Origin of the sequence: Pseudomonas sp. HT11, from assembly GCF_044875395.1 — a bacterium.
Lineage (GTDB): Bacteria > Pseudomonadota > Gammaproteobacteria > Pseudomonadales > Pseudomonadaceae > Aquipseudomonas.
On sequence record NZ_CP173217.1, the window covers coordinates 1,127,421 to 1,148,011 of the forward strand.

The window sequence follows — 20,591 nt, forward strand, 5'->3', positions numbered from 1 at the left end:
TTTTTGAAATAGGGTTCACAGGCATGTCCTCGCTTACAGACCGTGAGCCATGGCTTTGTCGATCAGCCAGTTCAGCGATGGGCCACGGTCGCTGGTCACTTCTACCGGGCGACCGGCGTAGGTGCTGTCCAGCGGCGCATCCGGCTTGATCTGCACGCGGATGTCGGAGGACAAGTCGGCGCTGTTCAGGCTGGTGCTGCTGACGATGGTGCCGGTGCGGATCTGTTCTTCGTCGGCAACCTGGAAGCTTACTGGTGTGCCTGGGCGAACGTCGGCGAACTGGCGGTAGGTGAAGCGCGCTTCCACATTGGCCAGGCTGCCGCGTGGCACCAGTTGGAAGATCACATCGCCTTTGCTGGCGTACTGACCGTCGGCGACCAGTTGCTGGGCCACCACGCAATCGCAAGGCGAGGTCAGGGTGCCGGTCATTTGCTTGCCGAACAGCTCTTCGACCTTGGCCGGTTGCAGTTGGTCTTCGTCCAGATGGCCCTTGAGCACATCGAGCATGCTGGTGCTGAAGGTCGCCAGTGGCGCGCCTTTGGCGGCAACCGCGTCACCTTTGAGCAGGCTTTGCACGGTGCCGTCGCGCGGCATGGTCACGTTCATGCCCGGCACGCTGACGAGGCCAGCCTGAGCGTGGCTGACGAAGTACATGCCGTAAATGGATTTGAGGACGAAACCGAACGCTGCCAGGCCGACGATGAAGATACCTGCGCTGAACACCACGGCGCGCAGGCGGCCCGCGGCGCTCATGTTGCTGCCGCCGTCCTTGACCTTGCGCGCCTTGGTGAAGTTGTCGCGCTGCAGGGTCGCCAGCACGTCGCCCATGGTCACGATGTCGCCGGACAAGTGCGAGGTGATCAGGTGGCGCAGGGTGGAAATATCCTGGGCGTCCAGGTTCTGGAACTGGCAACCGGTGCGGCCGGTCTGGCGGTCGTAGGAGCGAATCTGCAGCTCTACGTCCATCGCCAGGCCGAGGTTATCGATGACAAATTGCAGGCGGCCCTTGTGCACTTCACCGACGGTCAACGGCTGGGTAGCGGTGAACGCCAGGCCGCCGGCGGACAGGTCGATCACCCGTGCTGCGGTCTGGGTGCGGTCGGTGTTGAAAAAGCGCAGCTTGGCCGGGATTTTCACCCGGGCATGTTGGCGCTGGGCTTCGGATTCGTGGACAACGTTGGCGTTTACTTGGCTATTCATGGTGTGTAGTTCCTAGTTAATTCAGGCTTGGCAGGGTCAGACCATCATCAGCAACACGGCGACGAAAATGCTGCCGGCGGAGAAGGTCATGGTCCGAGACGACCAGGTGTTGAACCAACGTTGAAAGCTGGCCAAATCGCGGGTCAGTTTGGTGTCCTGGCGGGTCCAGGACTGTTGATCAAGGCGGAAGAACACGTAGATCTTCACCAGCGCGCCCATGATCTGGTTGTAATAGAGAATCACCGGGTAGGCCGGGCCGATCTTGTGGCCGGAGCACGACAGCAGCAGGGTCAGAATCAGGCGGGTGATGCCGATCCACAGCAGGTACGCGAGGATGAATGCGCCGCCGTACTTGAAGGTGGCGATGATTGCCACGGTCAGGCCGAGCAGGGAGGTCCACATCGACACACGCTGGTCGAACAGCACCACGCTGGTGAACAGGCCGAGCCGGCGTACGCCCAGGCCCAGGGCACGGGAGTTCTGGCGCAGGTTGTTGCCGTACCAGCGGAACATCAGTTTGCGGCTGGCTTTGATAAAGCTCTTTTCCGGCGGGTGTTCCACGGTGTTGATCGCAGCGTCCGGCACGTAGAACGTGTCGTAGCCCAGGCGCATCAGGCTGAACCAGCTGGACTTGTCATCGCCGGTCAAAAACTTGAAGCGGCCCAGGCGCCAGTGTTGCAGCGAGTCGCTTTCCACGTCGGCGATAAAGCCCGGGTCGGTGACCACGCTGGCACGGAACACCGACATGCGCCCGGTCATGGTCAGCACGCGCTTGGACAGGGCCATGGAGCACATGTTGATGTGGCGTTGGGCGAAGCGCAGCTTGTGCCATTCGCTCATGATGTAGCCGCCGCGCACTTCGCAGAACTCGTTGGTGGTCAGGCCGCCGACATTGCCGAACAGCTGGAACCACGGCACGGTCTTGCGAACCACACCTTCGGCGAGCACGGTGTCGCCATCGATCACCGCAACCACGGCACGGTCATCCGGCAGGTGGCGGGAGATGGCGCGAAAGCCAAAGGCCAGACCGTCGCGCTTGCCGGTGCCGGCGATGCGCACAAAATCAAGCTTCACATGGTCCGGCGGGTTCATGCGTTCCCACAGGCTTTTCACCAGCAGCTCATCGCTCATTTCCACCAACGAGCAGACCACGGTGGTCGGGAAGCCGCATTCGATGGCCTCGCGAATCACCGAGCTGTACACCTGGGCGGTGGTCAGCGCGTCGATACGAAAGCTTGTGACCATCAGGAATACATGGGATGGGTCGGCGGCTTTGCCCAGCTTGCGCACTTTGCGGCGCAGGTGTGGGTAGACCACGTACAGGAACAGCATGCCGCGAAAGAAATGCGTCGCGCCCATCGAGTAGCGCCAGATGCCGACGGCGCCAATCAGGAAAATAAAATTCTTCGACTCGGAGTCGAACGTACTCGCCGGTAACAGCAGGGCGAGTCCCATCAGCAGGCTCAAAAACAACAGCCAGCCGGCGGATTGGAGCAGTACGTGTTTTAACTTGGACATAAGCGTCATCCGAAGGTGAAGAAGGCTCCAGGCTGCAAGCGCTGGGGATTGGTACGCTTGCAGCCCGGAACTTGCTGTTGCTGTTACCAGCAAATGCCTTCGGTGCGGCCGCTCACGCTGGTGGCCTTGGACATGAAGCCCACCAGGTCGACCACTTGCTTGCCGTGTGGTGCGTTATGCGCCAGGGCACGGAATTTCTCGTCACGGTTGCCGAGGATGATCACGTCGGAGTTGTTGATCACCGCGTCGAAGTCCGAGTTGAGCAGGGACGACACGTGCGGGATCTTGCCTTCGATGTAGTCTTTGTTCGCACCGTGAACACGGGCGTATTCGACGTTGCTGTCGTAGATGCTCAGGTCGTAGCCCTTGCCGATCAGCATTTCCGCCAGTTCCACCAGCGGGCTTTCACGCAGGTCATCGGTGCCGGCCTTGAAGCTCAGGCCCAGCAGGGCAACTTTGCGCTTGTCGTGGCTTTCGACGATGTCGAAGGCGTTCTGCACCTGGGATTCGTTGCTGCGCATCAGCGAGTTGAGCAGCGGCGCTTCCACGTCCAGGGAGCCTGCGCGGTAGGTCAGGGCGCGCACGTCTTTGGGCAGGCACGAACCGCCGAACGCGAAGCCTGGGCGCATGTAGTACTGGGACAGGTTGAGGGTTTTGTCCTGGCAGACCACTTCCATCACTTCGCGACCATCGACGCCGACCGCTTTGGCGATGTTGCCGATTTCGTTGGCGAAGGTGACTTTGGTGGCGTGCCACACGTTGCAGGTGTACTTGATCATTTCGGCAACGGCGATGTCCTTGCGGATGATCGGCGCGTCGAGTTCTTCGTACAGCGATTGCAGGACATCGCCGGAGGCTTTGTCGAACTCGCCGATGACGGTCATCGGTGGCAGGTCGTAGTCGGCGATGGCGGTGGATTCACGCAGGAATTCCGGGTTGACCGCGACACCGAAGTCGACGCCGGCCTTCTTGCCGGAGCAGTCTTCGAGGATCGGGATCACCACATTGGCCACGGTGCCCGGCAATACGGTGCTGCGTACCACTATGGTGTGGCGGGTGGTTTTGTCACGCAGGACAAAACCGATCTCGCGGCAGACCGATTCGATGTAGTTGAGTTCCAGGTCGCCGTTTTTCTTGCTGGGCGTGCCCACGCAGATCATCGACAAGTCGGTATCGCGGATGGCCTCGGCGAAATTGGTCGTGCCGCGCAGCCGCCCGGTCTCGATACCCTGGCTCAGCAGTTCGCCCAGACCCGGTTCAACGATTGGCGATTTGCCCGCATTGATCAGGTCAATCTTTTCCTTGGAGATGTCCACGCCGACCACTTCGTGGCCACGGGCAGACAGGCAACCGGCACACACTGCGCCAACGTAACCCAAACCAAATATGCTGATGCGCATCGCATTTACCTCTTTGTCATTGAAGACGATATTAATCATGCCAATTAGATGGCCGGAGTTCATGTTTGCAAGCGTCACTGATGCCGCGAAAGTTGGGCGAATAGACGCCGACTTGCCGCGTGCAGGCATGTTGAATAACGAGTGACTAACTATTGCACTCAAGTTGTGCGAAACGTGGCCTTGTTATTGGTGCTTGCCCTGTAATGCAGCCGGCCTTCCTGGGAGAAGGGCCTGGCGCCAGTGCCGCAGAGCCTTGATAGAGGCTTTAAGCCTTTAAATATCAATGCCTTGGGTTATCTCACTGACCCATTAAGGGAAGCTGAGCCTTGGCCTTATAGTGGGTGGCAATGCATCCTTATCGCCGCTCTCAACTAATCGGTTTGTAATATGACCCCTGAGTCAAAGTTAAATGTGACAACTTTGCTACTTCCGTTGGTCGCCATGTAAGTCATCTCTTACAGCAACAGAGAATTTCGTTACCGGTGGTATGAGCGGTGCTTTAGGGTGAAGTTCCTGGCCACTCATCCTGTTTTCGGAAATTTCTTGAAATATTAGAAAAGATGGCACTGGTACTATATTGATAGCACTTGCTATTTGGGCCAGTAGTTACAGGTAGTTGGCGCGAAGGGATAGTTTTGTGCCACTAGTGTTTTAAAAAAGTGGTGCCACTACGAAAAAAATTCAGAAATGTCGAGTGAAAGATTCGTTAGGAATGCGACAGGATGTTTTTTGGCGCCAAATAAATGGCGATCGTTGGCTTGGAATGCAGATAAAAAGGTGGGAGCTGGCTTGCCTGCGATGGCGGAGTATCAGTCGACTTTTCTCTGACTGAAATACCGCTATCGCAGGCAAGCCAGCTCCCACATTGGTTTTTTAGCGATTGTGAGGGCTGTGCAGGGCCTTATTCCGGTGCGTGATCGCGCAGGAACACCAGGTTGTCCGGCTTGGACTGCTCGGCATTGAAGCGATAGCCCTGCAGATCGAACTGCTTGAGCTTGGCCGGATCGTTGATGCGCTCTTGGATCACAAAACGGCTCATCAGGCCCCGGGCTTTTTTGGCATAGAAGCTGATGATCTTGTACTGGCCGTTTTTCAGGTCCTTGAACTCGGTGTTGATGATCCGCGCGTTCAGGGCCGTGCGCTTGACCGCCGAGAAGTACTCGTTGGAGGCCAGGTTGAGCAGCACGTCATCGCCTTGTTCGGCAAGGGCTTCGTTGAGCCACTCGCTGATGCGGGTGCCCCAGAAGGCGTAGAGGTCCTTGCCGCGGGCGTTGGCCAGTTTGGTGCCCATCTCGAGGCGGTACGGCATCATCAGGTCCAGCGGGCGCAGCAGACCGTACAGGCCCGAGAGCATGCGCAGGTGGTCCTGGGCGTAGCTGAAGTCGGCGTCGCTGAAGGTTTCGGCGTTGAGGCCGGTGTAAACGTCGCCCTTGAAAGCCAGCAGGGCCTGCTTGGCGTTTTCCGGCGTGAAGGCTGGGGTCCAGCTGCCGAAGCGCGCCGCGTTGAGGCCGCCGATCTTGTCGGAGACGTGCATCAGGTCGCTGATTTGGGCAGGGCTCAGTTCACGCAGTTGTTCGATCAGCGCCTGGGAGTGGTCCAGGTATTGCGGCTGGGTGAAGCGCGGGGTGACCGGCTTGGACTCGAAGTCGAGGGTTTTGGCGGGGGAAATCACCATCAGCATGAAGTTGGCTCCTGTAATCGTGGGGGGATTCTAGGGGGTCGCGGGGTTTGACTCCACCTATGATGGTGATAGAGGGGGCTGCGGGTGGGTGTGTATCCGTTGCTGCGGTAACGGCGGCTGGCGGTTGCGCTCTTACAGCGGGACACTGTTGGCAATCGCCCGGAATGCCGGCCCAGCCAAAAGTAACCAAAAGGTCTGTGCCCCACCACTCGGTGCCTCGGCCGGCAGATCTACACACCTCTGACTGATGCACAGAGATCCAAATGTGGGAGCGGGCTTGCCCGCGAAGGCGGTGGTTCAGTCAGCTCATGTGTCACTGACCCACCGCCTTCGCGAGCAAGCCAGCCCCCACATTTGATTGAGTTCGGCTTCCATCTCAGCCATCACCCAAATAACGGATATCCCCACCAACCCAATAACCCAGCCCGGACGATCGGCTATAGTGCCCGACAACTATGGAAAGGGAGACCCCGTGTGCGAATTGCGTTTTTACTGTCAGCTTGTTTGCTGTGCCTGGGCGCCCAGGCGGCGCCGGTTGACGTAGCCAGCCTGGACCGCACCACCTGGCCCGAAAAACTCAGCAGCCCCGCGCTGTTCGATGTTGCCTCACGCGCCGAAATCCTGATGTTCGCCCACAGCTTAATCGCCAGCGAAGCTCAGGACGAAGCCGCGCTCAAACAACGCCTGGGCCTGAAGATCATCAACCTGGCCGCCATCGACGACCTGCGCCGCCAGCTCTGGCAGCGCCTGCTGGAAAACTACACCTTCGCCCAACAAAGCTGCGAAGAAGACGCCTCATTCTGCTACCTGGTCGAAAGCATGGACGACCTGCGCGAGCAAGCCGGAAAATTCCAGGTCAGCGACAACTCCTTCTATATAGGCTGGGCCAACCCCAGTCACAATTTCCACGAACGCTACCTCGACGAACTGCTGCGCAAAGCCGCGCTGTTCCCACAAATCAGCAGTGAAGTCCTGCGTTTCGGCGACCACGAACGCAATGGCGATGAACTCAACGACCGCCTGTTCCTGCTGACTTTCGACGGCGGGCCTGCGCCGGTCAGCGGCAATACCGACTGGCTCACCGACTACCTGCGCAAGCAAAAGATGAACGCCACCTTCTTCGCCCTCGGCAGCAGCCTGCAAACCCGCGTGGAGCGCAGTTCCGCCGCCGATGTGCAGGCGCTGTACCAAGGCCAGTGCGTAGGCACCCAAGGTTGGCAGTACCGGTCCCACAGCCATTGGGTCGACTGGCAAAGCTCGATCACCCGCAGTGCCGCGTTGGCGCAGAACCTGATGCCGGAAAACTACGTGCCGCTGTTTCGCCCGCCCTATGGCCAGCGTCGCGCCGACAGCCAGGGCTTCTTCCAGGCGCAAGGTTTACAGGTGGCATTGTGGGACATCGATTCCCAGGACGAACCGGGCAAACTCAAGGCTGACGAGTCCGCGCAGCGAGTGCTGACATTGATGTTGCTGTGGCGCAAAGGCGTGATTGTGTTTCATGACACCCAGGACAAGGCACGGGTCGCCTTGCCGATGTTGCTGCAGGCAACGGCGCAAAGTGGGCTGGGTTGGCAGGACTGCCGGGAGGCGTTTCGCTGAAAAAGCGCAAGTGCCCGGCCCTGTTGGGGATGAGGCATTTTTGGGGTGATTTTGTGCGACATTTCGATGCAGGCGGACTTCCGACTTTAACGGGGTGGCTGGCACTCGGCTAGTGCTATTCGTCATCCTGAAAAATAAACTTCAAAAAAGCGTCAAAGTGCTTTTTCCTGTCATCGTTTTTGCGGTATTACGAAGTCAGATCGCCGAAACCTGCAACACAGGTGGCGTCTTCCAAGACTCCTCATGTGGGCACTGCACTTGACGTCACTGCGGTGCAGTCGGTGGTCGAATCGAGGCGCAGCACTGTTGTGGTATTGCGTCGACTGGCTCCCACAAAGGTGACCGAGTATGGATGATCATGGACGTAACCCTTCTTCCGACCAGCCAATCCTTTATGTGCTTGATACCAACGTATTGATTCACGATCCAAACGCACTGCTCAACTTCGAAGAACACCACGTCGCCATTCCCATGATCGTGCTTGAGGAGCTCGACAAACTCAAAAGTGGCCACCACAGCGTTGCCGCTGAATGCCGCCAGGCCATTCGCCTGATCGACAAGACCCTGGGCGAAGCCTCGCCTGAGGACGTTGAAGTCGGCGTGCCGATCCAGCGTGGCAAAAGCGGGCCCAAGGGCTTGTTGTCGATTCTGATGAACAAGCGCAGCGAGCCCAACAGCCTGCTGCCGGAAAACCTCAACGACAATAAAATCATCAACCAATTGATCGACCTGCACGCGCGTGACAAGGACTTGCGCCTGGTGCTGGTGACCAAAGACATCAATATGCGCCTCAAGGCACGAGCGTGTGGGATCGCTGCCGAGGACTACAGTACCGACCAGCTCGTCGACGACGTGTCGATGCTGTCGCGCGGTTATCACACCATGACCGGCTCGTTCTGGGACCGCGTCAGCAAGGTTGAAACCCGTCAGGACCACGGCCGCACCTGGCACCAGGTACAGCTGACCGATAACCTGCCGGCCGTGCATATCAATGAATTCATCATCGACGAACAGGGGTTTGTGGGCTGGATCAAAGAAATCCAGGTCGACAAACTGCTGATCCTCGACCTGCATCAGGAACCCCTGTTGCACCAGGAAGCCTGGGGCCTGAAACCGCGTGACATCTACCAGAGCCTGGCGCTGTATGCGCTGCTCGACCCGGACATCCACCTGGTCAACCTGACCGGCGCCGCAGGTTCGGGGAAAACCATCCTCGCCCTGGCCGCCGCCATCGAGCAGACCATGGTGACCAAGCGCTATCGCCGCATCATCGCCACCCGCAGTGTGCAGGGCCTGGACCAGGAAATTGGCTTCCTACCCGGCACCGAAGCAGAAAAAATGGAGCCGTGGCTGGGCGCGATCACCGACAACCTCGAAGCCTTGCACATGGATGACGAAAACACCCATGGCAGCGTCGATTACATCCTCAGCAAAGTGCCGTTGCAGTTCAAATCCCTCAACTACATCCGAGGTCGCAGCTTCCAGCAAAGCCTGATTTTGATCGATGAATGCCAGAACCTTACGCCGCACCAGATGAAAACCATCATCACCCGTGCCGGCGCCGGTTCCAAAGTGGTGTGCCTGGGCAACCTGGCACAGATCGACACCCCTTACCTGTCCGCGACCAGCTCCGGGCTGACTTACCTGACGGAACGCTTCAAGGACTTCCCGAACGGCGTGCATATCGCGCTGCAAGGGGTGCCTCGTTCGATCCTGGCCGAGTACGCCGAGTCCCACCTGTAAAAATATAACCCTGTCGTAGTTGGTGGCTAAATGCCACGAACCGCCCCGGATTTCTCACGAAGTCCGGGGTTTTTGTTATGTGCGACATTTGCCTGCGATTTAGCGCCGTGGGTGCTTGTGGACTTTGTAATTATTTTGTTACATTTTTTCTCGCCGCAAAAACCATAAGAAGACTGCGTGACCCCCCGTCGGAAATCCACCTCATTGATTCGACGACGTTTTGAAGACCCGTGTGGGTTTTCTGCGTGACCCTGCCTATTACAAAAAGCCCGATACATCGCTCATTGACGACGCACATATCCAAAGGGAAAGGAACATGGAAGTAGCAGGTAATGGCTCCACTTTGTCTCAACGTAAACGCGCCTCAGGTTTCAGGTCGATACCTCTCACGCCCATCGCACTCGGCCTGGCCTTGTGGCTGGGGCAGGGCCCAATGGCCTGGGCAGATGACAGCAACCCTTACACCGCCCAGGTGTTGGAGTCGGCCTTCAGGAAAGCCGTGGCATCGTTTGGCCCCAACACCGATGTCTACAAAAACCTGCGCTTTGCTTACGCAGACATCGTCGATCTGGCCGCCAAGGACTTCGCCGCACAGTCCGGCAAGTTCGATTCAGCCCTCAAGCAAAACTACGAGCTGCAGCCCGAAAACCTGACCATCGGCGCCATGCTCGGCGACACCAAGCGCCCGCTGGATTACGCCTCGCGGTTGGATTACTACCGCAGCCGGCTCTTCAGCAACAGCGGACGTTACACCACCAATATTCTCGATTTTTCCAAGGCCATCCTCGCCAATCTGCCGGCTGCCAGGCCCTACACCTACGTAGAGCCGGGCGTCAGCAGCAACCTCAACGCGCAACTGAACGCCGGCCAGTCCTGGGCCGCCGCTACCCGTGACTGGAGCGCCAACGCGCAAACCTGGAAAACTCCCGAAGCCCAGGTCAACTCCGGCCTGGACCGCACCAACGCGTACTACGCCTATGCCTTGGGCATGACCGGCAAAGGCGTGAATGTGGGCGTGCTGGACTCGGGCATTCTCACCGAGCACTTCGAGTTCCAGGGCAAGAATGCCCAGGGCCAGGATCGCGTGCAGGCGGTGACGTCCACCGGCGAGTACTACGCCACGCACCCGCGCTACCTCCACGACACCCCGGACGGCGAGTTTCAAAAAGGCGAGCATTTCAGTATTTCCGGTGAGTACGACCCGACCATCAACGACGGCCACGGTACGGAAATGTCCGGTGTACTCGGCGCCAGCCGCAACGGCACCGGCATGCATGGCATCGCGTTTGACGCGAACATTTTTGTCGCCAATACCGGCGGCACCGACGACAACCGCTTCCAGGGCTCCAACGATCTGGACTACAACGCGTTCATGGCCAGCTACAACGCGCTGGCCGCGAAGAATGTGTCGATCGTCAACCAGAGCTGGGGGCAAAACTCGCGCAACGACGTTGAAAACCACTTCGGCAATGTCGGCGACAGTGCGGCGGACAACTTGCGCGACATGAAGGCGGCCTATCGCCCGTTCTGGGACAAGGCCCACGCCGGGCAGAAAACCTGGATGGACGCCATGGCCGACGCGGCGCGGCAAAACACCTTTATCCAGATCATCTCGGCAGGTAACGACAGCCACGGCGCCAACCCGGACACCAACGCCAACCTGCCGTTTTTCAAGCCGGACATCGAAGGAAAATTCCTCTCGATCACCGGTTACGACGAGACCAGCGCGCAGGTCTATAACCGTTGCGGCACCTCCAAGTGGTGGTGTGTGATGGGCGTCTCGGGGATTCCGTCCACCGGGCCCGAAGGGGAAATCATCCCGAATGCCAACGGCACCTCGGCCGCCGCGCCGAGCGTGTCCGGGGCCTTGGCGTTGGTGATTCAGCGCTTTCCCTACATGACCGCCAGCCAGGCCCGGGATGTGCTGCTGACCACCTCCAGCCTGCAAGCGCCGGACGGCCCGGACACCCCGGTGGGTGACCTCACGGGTGGCCGCACCTACGACAATCTGCAGCCGGTGCACGATGCCGCGCCTGGCACCCCGCAAGTACCGGGCGTTGTCAGCGGTTGGGGCTTGCCCAACTTGCAAAAGGCCATGCAAGGGCCGGGGCAGTTCCTTGGTTCGGTCGCGGTGGCATTGCCCACCGGTACTCGCGACATCTGGGCCAACCCGATTTCCGATGAAGCCATTCGTGCCCGCCGTGTGGAAGACGCCACCGAGCAGGCGACCTGGACGGCCACCCAGCAACAAAAGGGTTGGCTCAACGGTCTGCCGGCGAATGCCTCTGACGATGATCAGTTTGAATACGAAATCGGCCATGCGCGCGAACAGGCAACGCTGGCACGCGGCAAAGACTTGCTCACCGGCAATACCTATGTCGGCAGTCTGGCCAAGTCCGGCGACGGCGAACTGGTGCTGGAAGGCCAGAACACTTACTCCGGCAGCACTTGGGTGCGCGGCGGCAAGCTGTCGGTGGACGGCGCGTTGACCTCGGCCGTGACGGTGGATGGCAGCGCCGTGGGCACAGTCAACGCCGATAACGGCGTGATGACCACGCTGGGCGGCACACTGGCCGGTAACGGTACGGTGGGTGCCTTGACCGTCAACAGCGGTGGCCGTGTGGCACCTGGTCACTCGATTGGCACGCTGCACACGGGCGACGTAACCTTCAACCCGGGCTCGGTGTATGCCGTCGAAGTCGGCCCCAACGGGCGAAGCGATCAGATCCAGAGCAGCGGCGTCGCCACCCTCAATGGCGGTGTGGTGACCGTGTCTTTGGAGAACAGCCCTAACCTGTTGTCCGCCACCGAGGCGCGTAGCCTGTTGGGCCAGCCGTTCAACATCCTCACCGCCACCCAGGGTATCAACGGACAGTTTGCGGCGATCTCGCCTAATTATCTGTTCATCGGGACTCAGCTGAATTACCAGCCTAACGCGCTGACCCTGGCCGTAGAACGCAACCAGACGACCTTTGCCAGCGTTGCGCAAACCCGTAACGAGCGCGCCGTGGCGACGTCGGCCGAGGCGTTGGGGGCGGGTAGCCCAGTGTATGAAAGCCTGCTCGCTTCAGACTCGGCCGCCCAGGCGCAGGCCGCGTTCAAGCAACTGTCGGGGCAACTGCACTCGGATGTGGCGGCAGCGCACATGGCTGACAGCCGCTACCTTCGTGAGGCGGTCAACGGCCGTCTGCAACAGGCTCAGTCACTCGACTCCAGCGCGCAGATCGACGCCCGCGACAACGGCGGCTGGGTGCAACTGCTGGGCGGTCGCAATAACGTCAGCGGCGACAACAATGCCAGTGGCTACTCTTCGTCCACCAGCGGCGTACTGCTTGGGTTGGACACCGAGGTCGGCGACGGCTGGCGTGTGGGCGCAGCGACCGGCTACACCCAGAGCCACCTCAATGGCGAGTCGGCTTCGGCGGACAGCGACAACTATCACCTGTCGGTGTACGGCGGCAAACGCTTTGACGCGGTAGCGTTACGCTTGGGCGGCGCCACCACCTGGCATCGTCTGGACACTTCGCGCCGCGTGGCTTACGGCAACCAGTCGGACTACGACAAGGCCGACTACAACGCGCGGACCGACCAGGTGTTTGCCGAGATCGGCTACACCCAATGGAACCTGTTCGAACCCTTCGCCAACCTGACGTACCTGAACTACCAGAGTGATTCGTTCAAGGAGAAGGGCGGCGCCGCCGCTTTGCATGCCAGCAAGCAAAGCCAGGACGCCACGCTGTCCACCCTGGGCCTGCGCGCGCATACCCAATTGCCGATCAGCTCGACCTCGGCCGTCACCTTGCGCGGCGAGCTGGGTTGGGAGCATCAGTTTGGCGATACCGATCGTGACGCTTCGCTGAAGTTTGCCGGCAGCGACACCGCCTTCGCCGTCAACAGCGTGCCCGTGGCGCGTGATGGCGCGGTGATCAAGGCCAGCGCGGAAATGGCCTTGACCAAGGACACGCTGGTGTCCTTGAACTACAGCGGTTTGCTGTCCAACCGCGGTAACAACAACGGGATCAATGCCGGATTCACCTTCCGCTTCTAACCTGGTGTTGTCATGCATGGAGGGGCGCACTGCGCCCCTTTATTCATGGGATAAACAGCCCTGCGCAAATTTGACTCACGGGTTTACAATTGCCGCTCCTGATCAGGAGTATCCCTGTGCTGACTCATCTCGATTCCCAAGGTCGCGCCCATATGGTCGACGTCACCGACAAAGCCGTGACGTTCCGCGAGGCCGTGGCCGAAGCGCGGGTGCGCATGCTGCCCAACACCCTGAAAATGATTGTCGACGGCGCCCACCCCAAGGGCGACGTGTTTGCCGTGGCCCGTATTGCCGGGATCCAGGCGGCGAAAAAAACCAGTGATCTGATTCCGCTGTGCCACCCGCTGATGCTGACTGGTGTAAAGGTTGAGCTGCGCGCCGACGGCGTGGATGCCGTGCATATCCTTGCGCGCTGCAAGCTCAGCGGCCAGACCGGCGTAGAGATGGAGGCGCTGACCGCCGCCAGCGTCGCGGCGCTGACGATCTACGACATGTGCAAGGCAGTGGACCGCGGCATGACCATCGAAAGTATTCGCCTGCTGGAAAAGCTTGGCGGCAAAAGCGGGCATTTCAAGGCGGACCAGGCATGAGCATCAACGTATTGTTTTTTGCCCGCTACGCCGAGGCGGTGGGCTTTGATTCGCTGGAGATGGAGGGCGATTTCGCCACCGTCGATGCCGTGCGCCTCGCGTTGGCCAATGACCCGGCGTTTGCCGTGCTCAATGAGTCCAGCCTGATGTGTGCGCGTAACGAAGAGTTGTGTTCGCTGGATGAGCCGCTTGTCGAGGGTGACGAAGTGGCGTTTTTCCCGCCCGTGACCGGAGGCTGAGCATGGCCATTCGCGTACAGGCCGAGGCGTTTGATCCGGGTTTGGAAGTCAATGCGATGCACGCGGCCAATGTCGGCGTCGGCGCGGTGGTGAGTTTTGTCGGCTATGTGCGCGACTTCAATGAGGGTCGCGAGGTGTCGGGGATGTTCCTTGAGCACTATCCGGGCATGACCGAAAAAGCCTTGGCCAAGATCGCGGTCGAAGCCGAACAGCGCTGGCCGTTGCTCAAACTTGAGATATTGCACCGGATTGGCGCGCTTGAGCCGGGCGAGCCGATTGTGTTCGTGGCAGCCGCCAGCGCGCATCGCCAGGCCGCGTTTGATGCCTGTGCGTTTGTGATGGACTACCTGAAGACCCGGGCGCCGTTCTGGAAGAAGGAAAACACCCCTGAAGGGCCGCGCTGGGTGGAAGGGCGGGGCAGCGATCACGCGGCGGCGGATCGCTGGAAGTAAACACCTGACATAAAGGTGTAGGGAGATCTGAATGTGGGAGCGGTCTTGTGTGGGAGCTGGCTTGCCTGCGAAAGCATCACCGCGGTGTGACTGACTCACCGAGGTGTCTGCATCGCAGGCAAGCCAGCTCCCACATGTTTAATCGCATTCGGCTTACGGGCGTTTGCGTTCTACAGCGCGCAGCAAATGCGTCGGCGGCGTTTCGCAGCTGATCTTGCGGCCCAGCAACGTCTCGATCGAAGGCAGCTGATACGAGTCATCCTCGCCCGCAAAACTGATCGACACACCCGCTGCGCCGGCACGCCCGGTACGGCCGATACGGTGCACGTAGTCGTCCGGCACTTCCGGCAGGGTGAAGTTGATCACATGGCTGATGCCGTCGATGTGAATCCCGCGCCCGGCCACGTCGGTGGCCACCAGCACGCGAATCTTGCCTTCGCGAAAGCCTTCCAGGGTCTTGATGCGCTTGTGCTGCGGCACGTCGCCCGACAGTTGCGCGGCGTTGACGCCATCGCGTACCAGGCGTTCTTCGATGCGGCGCACTTCGTCCTTGCGGTTGGCAAACACCATCACGCGCTCCCAACCGTTGTCATTGATCAGGTTGTAAAGCAGCTTGTATTTGTCGGCGCCGGCCACGGCGTAGATGTGCTGTTCGACGTTTTCGCTGGCAACGTTCAGCGCCTCGATCTCGACGATGGACGGATCGGTGGTCCACTGCTTGGCGAGGTTCATCACGTCTTCGGTGAAGGTCGCGGAGAACAGCAGCGTCTGGCGCTCGTTTTTCGGCGGGGTCTGACGAATAATCTGACGCACTTGCGGGATGAAGCCCATGTCGAGCATGCGGTCGGCTTCGTCCAGCACCATCACTTCGACCATGTCCAGGTGCACATCGCCACGCTGGTTGAAGTCGAGCAGGCGGCCCGGGGTGGCAACCAGGATGTCGCAATGACGGGCTTCGAGGTGCTTGAGCTGCTTGTCGAAGTCCATGCCGCCCACAAACGTCATGACGTTGAGGCCGGTGTACTTGGTCAGGTCGGCGGCGTCCTTGGCGATCTGTACCACCAGCTCGCGGGTCGGCGCGATGATCAGTGCGCGCGGTTCACCCATGTAGCGCTCTTTGGGCGGCGGCGTCTGCAGCAACTGGGTAATGATCGAGATCAGGAACGCGGCGGTCTTGCCGGTGCCTGTCTGCGCGCGGCCGATGGCGTCTTTGCCCGCCAGGGTGAAACCTAGCACTTGGGCCTGGATCGGCGTGCAGTACGGGAAACCCAGGTCCTGGATGGCGTGCATCAGTTCCGGGGCCAGTTTGAAATCGTGGAAGCGGGTTTTGCCTTCCTGCGGCTCGACGACGAAGTCTTCAAGTTTCCACGGGATCACAGGCGCTTTGGGCGCGCGTTCGCGGCGGGGTGCCTTGGGCGCAGGTGCAGGCTCGGCCTCGGCGGATTTTGCCGGTTCAGGCGCGATCACCGGTGGCTTCTTCGGTGAGGCAACAGGCGCGGTCCGGTCTGGCTGTTTACCGTCATTGCGGCTGCCGGATGAGGGGACAGGAGCACTGGGAACAGGCGCGAGCGGCTCAGCCTCGCTTTTGCCGAACATCTTCTTAAGTGCTTTGAGCACGGTCATCTCATTAATTGGTTAAGGAATGTACGCCGGCCAGTGTAATGCAAGAATCGGGCGCGGCGTAGTGCGTTGGTCACACGGCTACATAATGTGCGGTTTTCAGCCCAGGCGAGCGGTCAGCCAGGTTCCGATGTCGTGTATCTCCTGGGGTAACACTTCGTGCCCCATTGGGTATTCCTGCCATGTCACGGTGACACCACGGCTCTTCAAATGCTCATAGGCGCTGCGGCCCATGGCGTTCTGCACCACATCATCGTACTGGCCGTGCAGGCACAGCACGGGAATGCGTTGTTGGCTGGCGGACAATTGCAGCTCATCGCCGAAGGTGGGGGCGTAGGTGGAGAGGGCAATGACGCCGCCCAGCGGGCCCTGCCATCTAAGGAAGGCGGTGTGGAATACCACGGCGCCACCCTGGGAAAACCCGGCAAGGAAAATACGCGAGGCGTCTATTCCGGTTCTCTTCTGCTCCTCGATCAGGTCCGTGACCATGGTGGTGGATGCTTCCAGCTCTTGCAGACTGATCGAACGGGCCGGGCTCATGGCCTTGATGTCGTACCAGCTGGGCATCTCGTAGCCGCCATTGATGGTCACCGCACGCGTCGGCGCCTGAGGCAATACAAAGCGCGTGGTCAACAATGTTTCCTGCAGCGCCTCGGCCACCGGCAGGAAGTCGTAGCGATCGGCACCCAGGCCATGCAACCAGATTACGCAGGCGTCTGCGGGCTTGGCGGGCTGAAGAATCAAGGGTTCGGTCATGTCTGCTCCATTAATGTGCGTGCGCTCCGATTGGGTGCGTCGGAACGGTGCGTGACGGGTTGATCTGTTAAGAGAATGTCGCAAGGTTGAATCTTTTCCTATTGACCACGGGCTGAAACGACTCAGCCATCACTCTGGTACGGGCCTTGCTATGTGTAGGTCGATGTCAGGACTAACTCGCGACGGTAACACTATCAGTGACTGCCGCTTGTGGGATAGCAACTGGAATTACTGCGACAACTTCATGCCGCTTGACCCTAAAAAAAGCCAACACGGGTCGATATCGCCTCATAAGGGTGCGCTGAGGTTCGAGCTCCGACACAACAAGAGCAAAACTGGAGGTTTGAATGAAGGTATTGAAATCCACCCTGGCCATCGTGTGCGCGGCCGCCGTATTGGGTGTCAGTGGTTTCGCCCAAGCCGGCGCAACCCTGGACGCTGTGCAGAAGAAAGGCTTCGTGCAATGTGGCGTGAGTGACGGCCTGCCGGGTTTCTCGGTGCCGGATGCCAGCGGCAAGATCCTGGGGATCGACGCTGACGTGTGCCGCGCTGTGGCAGCTGCCGTTTTCGGTGATGCGACCAAGGTCAAATTCAGCCAGTTGAACGCCAAGGAGCGTTTCACCGCGCTTCAATCCGGCGAAGTCGACATCCTGTCGCGCAACACCACCATGACCAGCTCTCGCGATGCCGGCATGGGCCTGAAATTCCCGGGCTTCATCACCTACTACGACGGTGTTGGCTTCCTGGTTAACAACAAGCTCGGCGTGAAAAGTGCCAAGGAACTGGACGGTGCAACCATCTGCATCCAGGCCGGTACCACCACTGAGCTGAACGTGTCCGACTACTTCCGCGCCAACAACCTCAAATACACCCCAATCACCTTCGACACCTCCGATGAAAGCGCCAAGTCGCTGGAATCCGGTCGTTGCGACGTGCTGACCTCCGACAAGTCCCAGCTCTACGCACAGCGCAGCAAGCTGGCCTCGCCGAAAGACTACGTGGTGCTGCCGGAAACCATTTCCAAAGAACCACTGGGCCCGGTCGTGCGTAACGGCGACGACGAGTGGCTGGCCATCGTGCGCTGGGTTGGCTACGCCATGCTCAACGCTGAAGAAGCCGGTATCACCTCGAAAAACGTCGAAGCTGAAGCCAAGTCCACCAAGAACCCGGACGTTGCCCGTCTGCTGGGTGCTGACGGCGAATACGGCAAAGACCTGAAAGTGAAGAAAGATTGGGTTGTACAGATCGTCAAGCAGGTCGGTAACTACGGTGAAGTGTTCGAGAAAAACCTCGGCAAAAGCACACCACTGGAAATCGACCGTGGCTTGAACGCACTGTGGACCAACGGTGGCATTCAATACGCACCCCCTGTGCGCTGATCGTTGATGGTTCTATCACCCGGTGGGCCAACCACCGGGTGATGTTCTGTTCCATTATTTGCGGGGCACTTCATGCAAAATCAAATCGGCGCACCCAAGCAGAAGCTCAGCTTCAGCGACCCTAAAGTGCGTGCGTGGCTCTTCCAGATCATCACGATTGTGGCGGTCGTCGCGCTGGGCTGGTACCTCTTCAACAATACGCAGACCAACCTTCAACACCGGGGCATTACCTCGGGGTTCGACTTTCTTGAGCGCAGTGCCGGCTTCGGCATCGCTCAGCACTTGATCGACTACACCGAATCGGACAGCTATGCCCGCGTCTTTGTGATCGGCCTGCTCAACACCTTGCTGGTGACCGTGATCGGTGTGGTCCTGGCGACCCTGCTCGGCTTTATCATCGGCGTGGCGCGTTTGTCGCCCAACTGGATGATCAACAAACTGGCGACGGTGTATGTGGAAGTATTCCGCAACATCCCACCGCTGCTGCAGATCCTGTTCTGGTACTTCGCGGTGTTCCTGACCATGCCGGGGCCGCGCAACAGCCATAACTTTGGTGACACGTTCTTTGTCAGCAGCCGTGGCCTGAACATGCCGGCAGCGATTGCCGCCGACGGTTTCTGGCCGTTTGTGGTCAGTGTCGTCGTCGCCATTGTGGCTATCGTGCTGATGGCTCGCTGGGCCAACAAGCGCTTTGAAGCCACCGGCGTTCCCTTCCATAAGTTCTGGGCGGGTCTGGCGTTGTTCATTCTGATCCCGACGCTGTGCGCCCTGATCTTCGGCGCGCCACTGCACTGGGAAATGCCCACGCTGCAAGGCTTCAACTTCGTGGGCGGTTGGGTACTGATCCCCGAACTGCTGGCATTGACCCTGGCGCTTACCGTCTACACGGCCGCGTTTATTGCCGAGATCGTGCGTTCGGGCATCAAGTCCGTCAGCCACGGCCAGACCGAAGCCGCGCGCTCCCTGGGCCTGCGCCCTGGGCCGACGCTGCGCAAGGTCATCATCCCGCAAGCCCTGCGGGTGATCATTCCGCCGCTGACCAGCCAATACCTGAACCTGGCGAAGAACTCGTCGTTGGCCGCCGGTATCGGCTACCCGGAAATGGTGTCGCTGTTTGCCGGTACGGTGCTCAACCAGACCGGCCAGGCCATCGAGGTTATTGCCATCACCATGAGCGTGTACCTGGCGATCAGCATCAGCATTTCCCTGCTGATGAACTGGTACAACAAGCGCATTGCGCTGATCGAGCGGTGAGGAAACGCACATGACTTCGCATACTTTCAAACCTGATATGCCGCCGCCGAACAAAGTCTTCGGGCCGATGGCATGGATGCGCGCCAACCTGTTTTCCAGCTGGCTGAACACCTTGCTGACCTTGTTGGCGTTTTACCTGATCTACCTGATCGTGCCGCCGATCCTGCACTGGGCCATTCTTGACGCGAACTGGGTCGGGACCACGCGCGCCGACTGCACCAAAGAGGGCGCCTGCTGGGTGTTTATCCAACAGCGCTTCGGGCAGTTCATGTACGGCTACTACCCCGGCGACCTGCGCTGGCGCGTGGACCTGACCGTGTGGCTGGCCATCGTAGGCGTGGCGCCGTTGTTCATCTCGCGTTTTCAACGCAAGGCGGTCTACGGCCTGAGCTTTCTGGTGCTTTACCCGATCATTGCGTACTTCCTGCTGCACGGCGGCGTCTTCGGCCTGACCAACGTGGCCACCAGCCAGTGGGGCGGCCTGATGCTGACCCTGGTCATCGCCACGGTCGGTATTGCCGGCGCCTTGCCGCTGGGCATTGTGCTGGCATTGGGGCGGCGTTCGAACATGCCGGCGATTCGAGTGGTCTGCGTGACCTTCATCGAGTTCTGGCGCGGCGTGCCGTTGATCACTGTGCTGTTCATGTCCTCGGTGATGCTGCCGCTGTTCCTGCCCGAAGGCATGGGCATCGACAAACTGCTGCGGGCGCTGATCGGCGTGATCCTGTTCCAGTCGGCCTACGTGGCGGAAGTGGTGCGGGGTGGTTTGCAGGCGATTCCCAAGGGGCAGTACGAAGCCGCTGCGGCGATGGGCCTGGGTTACTGGCGCAGCATGGGCCTGGTGATTTTGCCGCAGGCCTTGAAGCTGGTGATTCCCGGTATCGTCAACACGTTTATTGCGCTGTTCAAGGACACCAGCCTTGTGATCATCATCGGCCTGTTCGACCTGCTCAACAGCGTCAAGCAAGCTGCCGCCGACCCGAAATGGTTGGGCATGGCCACTGAAGGCTACGTGTTCGCCGCCCTGGTGTTCTGGATTTTCTGTTTTGGTATGTCGCGCTATTCCATTCATTTGGAACACAAGCTCGACACAGGCCACAAGCGTTAGGAGT

At 59.7% G+C, this 20,591-nt stretch carries 15 protein-coding genes; 9 read left to right on the forward strand and 6 right to left on the reverse strand.

The window, feature by feature from the left end; genetic code table 11:
* Positions 1 to 33: 33 nt before the first annotated feature.
* From ABWL43_RS05035 to yaaA, 4 genes are all read right to left on the reverse strand, one after another.
* On the reverse strand, positions 34 to 1,200 hold the full coding sequence (locus ABWL43_RS05035; RefSeq protein WP_404486990.1) for a PilZ domain-containing protein: 1,167 nt from the start codon (positions 1,198 to 1,200) through the stop codon (positions 34 to 36).
* 36 nt (positions 1,201 to 1,236) lie between these two features.
* Complete coding sequence (gene alg8, locus ABWL43_RS05040; RefSeq protein ID WP_178119688.1) at positions 1,237 to 2,718, reverse strand: mannuronan synthase; 1,482 nt, start codon at positions 2,716 to 2,718, stop codon at positions 1,237 to 1,239.
* 83 nt (positions 2,719 to 2,801) lie between these two features.
* Entirely contained in the window at positions 2,802 to 4,118 is a 1,317-nt protein-coding gene (locus ABWL43_RS05045; RefSeq protein ID WP_106579580.1) for a nucleotide sugar dehydrogenase, read from the reverse strand.
* 901 nt (positions 4,119 to 5,019) lie between these two features.
* Positions 5,020 to 5,799 (reverse strand): peroxide stress protein YaaA, encoded by a 780-nt coding sequence (yaaA, locus tag ABWL43_RS05050; RefSeq protein ID WP_145161274.1) that lies wholly within the window; start codon positions 5,797 to 5,799, stop codon positions 5,020 to 5,022.
* Positions 5,800 to 6,273: 474 nt separating this feature from the next.
* Here yaaA and ABWL43_RS05055 point away from each other — a divergent pair, with 474 nt between their 5' ends.
* The 6 genes from ABWL43_RS05055 (at position 6,274) to moaE (ending at position 14,470) form a co-directional block, all read left to right on the forward strand.
* Entirely contained in the window at positions 6,274 to 7,398 is a 1,125-nt protein-coding gene (locus ABWL43_RS05055) for a polysaccharide deacetylase family protein (protein ID WP_124416481.1), read from the forward strand.
* Between the two features lie 348 nt (positions 7,399 to 7,746).
* A complete protein-coding gene (locus tag ABWL43_RS05060; protein ID WP_053254513.1) occupies positions 7,747 to 9,141 on the forward strand; it encodes a PhoH family protein in 1,395 nt (464 codons plus the stop codon).
* 316 nt (positions 9,142 to 9,457) lie between these two features.
* On the forward strand, positions 9,458 to 13,189 hold the full coding sequence (locus tag ABWL43_RS05065) for an autotransporter domain-containing protein (RefSeq protein ID WP_404486993.1): 3,732 nt from the start codon (positions 9,458 to 9,460) through the stop codon (positions 13,187 to 13,189).
* A gap of 116 nt (positions 13,190 to 13,305) precedes the next feature.
* Positions 13,306 to 13,779 carry a cyclic pyranopterin monophosphate synthase MoaC gene (gene moaC / locus ABWL43_RS05070; protein WP_262210625.1) on the forward strand — a complete coding sequence of 158 codons (474 nt, stop codon included), beginning with the start codon at positions 13,306 to 13,308 and terminating at the stop codon, positions 13,777 to 13,779.
* Positions 13,776 to 14,018, forward strand: a complete 243-nt coding sequence (moaD, locus tag ABWL43_RS05075; RefSeq protein ID WP_145161281.1) for a molybdopterin converting factor subunit 1 — start codon at positions 13,776 to 13,778, stop codon at positions 14,016 to 14,018. The genes moaC and moaD overlap by 4 nt, the downstream gene beginning before the upstream one ends.
* 2 nt (positions 14,019 to 14,020) lie before the next feature.
* Positions 14,021 to 14,470 carry a molybdopterin synthase catalytic subunit MoaE gene (moaE, locus tag ABWL43_RS05080; RefSeq protein ID WP_404486995.1) on the forward strand — a complete coding sequence of 150 codons (450 nt, stop codon included), beginning with the start codon at positions 14,021 to 14,023 and terminating at the stop codon, positions 14,468 to 14,470.
* 153 nt (positions 14,471 to 14,623) lie between these two features.
* On the opposite strand, the gene rhlB is transcribed toward moaE, so the two are convergent.
* A complete protein-coding gene (rhlB, locus tag ABWL43_RS05085; RefSeq protein ID WP_145161285.1) occupies positions 14,624 to 16,093 on the reverse strand; it encodes an ATP-dependent RNA helicase RhlB in 1,470 nt (489 codons plus the stop codon).
* A 96-nt stretch (positions 16,094 to 16,189) separates the two neighbouring features.
* Positions 16,190 to 16,846: an alpha/beta hydrolase gene (locus ABWL43_RS05090; RefSeq protein WP_404486997.1), complete on the reverse strand. Its 657-nt coding sequence runs from the start codon at positions 16,844 to 16,846 to the stop codon at positions 16,190 to 16,192.
* A 347-nt stretch (positions 16,847 to 17,193) separates the two neighbouring features.
* Here ABWL43_RS05090 and ABWL43_RS05095 point away from each other — a divergent pair, with 347 nt between their 5' ends.
* From ABWL43_RS05095 to ABWL43_RS05105, 3 genes are all read left to right on the forward strand, one after another.
* Positions 17,194 to 18,225 carry an amino acid ABC transporter substrate-binding protein gene (locus tag ABWL43_RS05095; protein ID WP_106579519.1) on the forward strand — a complete coding sequence of 344 codons (1,032 nt, stop codon included), beginning with the start codon at positions 17,194 to 17,196 and terminating at the stop codon, positions 18,223 to 18,225.
* 72 nt (positions 18,226 to 18,297) lie between these two features.
* Positions 18,298 to 19,479, forward strand: a complete 1,182-nt coding sequence (locus ABWL43_RS05100; RefSeq protein ID WP_369300945.1) for an amino acid ABC transporter permease — start codon at positions 18,298 to 18,300, stop codon at positions 19,477 to 19,479.
* 10 nt (positions 19,480 to 19,489) lie between these two features.
* Positions 19,490 to 20,587 carry an amino acid ABC transporter permease gene (locus ABWL43_RS05105; RefSeq protein ID WP_145161290.1) on the forward strand — a complete coding sequence of 366 codons (1,098 nt, stop codon included), beginning with the start codon at positions 19,490 to 19,492 and terminating at the stop codon, positions 20,585 to 20,587.
* The last annotated feature ends 4 nt before the right edge of the window (positions 20,588 to 20,591 follow it).

Excerpts from the sequence above, each read along its gene's own strand:
- ABWL43_RS05035 (WP_404486990.1), bottom strand. The coding sequence starts at position 1,200 with ATGAATAGCCAAGTAAACGCCAACGTTGTCCACGAATCCGAAGCCCAG.
- alg8 (WP_178119688.1), bottom strand. The coding sequence starts at position 2,718 with ATGTCCAAGTTAAAACACGTACTGCTCCAATCCGCCGGCTGGCTGTTG.
- ABWL43_RS05045 (WP_106579580.1), bottom strand. The coding sequence starts at position 4,118 with ATGCGCATCAGCATATTTGGTTTGGGTTACGTTGGCGCAGTGTGTGCC.
- yaaA (WP_145161274.1), bottom strand. The coding sequence starts at position 5,799 with ATGCTGATGGTGATTTCCCCCGCCAAAACCCTCGACTTCGAGTCCAAG.
- ABWL43_RS05060 (WP_053254513.1), top strand. The coding sequence starts at position 7,747 with ATGGATGATCATGGACGTAACCCTTCTTCCGACCAGCCAATCCTTTAT.
- ABWL43_RS05065 (WP_404486993.1), top strand. The coding sequence starts at position 9,458 with ATGGAAGTAGCAGGTAATGGCTCCACTTTGTCTCAACGTAAACGCGCC.
- moaD (WP_145161281.1), top strand. The coding sequence starts at position 13,776 with ATGAGCATCAACGTATTGTTTTTTGCCCGCTACGCCGAGGCGGTGGGC.
- moaE (WP_404486995.1), top strand. The coding sequence starts at position 14,021 with ATGGCCATTCGCGTACAGGCCGAGGCGTTTGATCCGGGTTTGGAAGTC.
- rhlB (WP_145161285.1), bottom strand. The coding sequence starts at position 16,093 with ATGACCGTGCTCAAAGCACTTAAGAAGATGTTCGGCAAAAGCGAGGCT.
- ABWL43_RS05090 (WP_404486997.1), bottom strand. The coding sequence starts at position 16,846 with ATGACCGAACCCTTGATTCTTCAGCCCGCCAAGCCCGCAGACGCCTGC.
- ABWL43_RS05095 (WP_106579519.1), top strand. The coding sequence starts at position 17,194 with ATGAAGGTATTGAAATCCACCCTGGCCATCGTGTGCGCGGCCGCCGTA.
- ABWL43_RS05100 (WP_369300945.1), top strand. The coding sequence starts at position 18,298 with ATGCAAAATCAAATCGGCGCACCCAAGCAGAAGCTCAGCTTCAGCGAC.
- ABWL43_RS05105 (WP_145161290.1), top strand. The coding sequence starts at position 19,490 with ATGACTTCGCATACTTTCAAACCTGATATGCCGCCGCCGAACAAAGTC.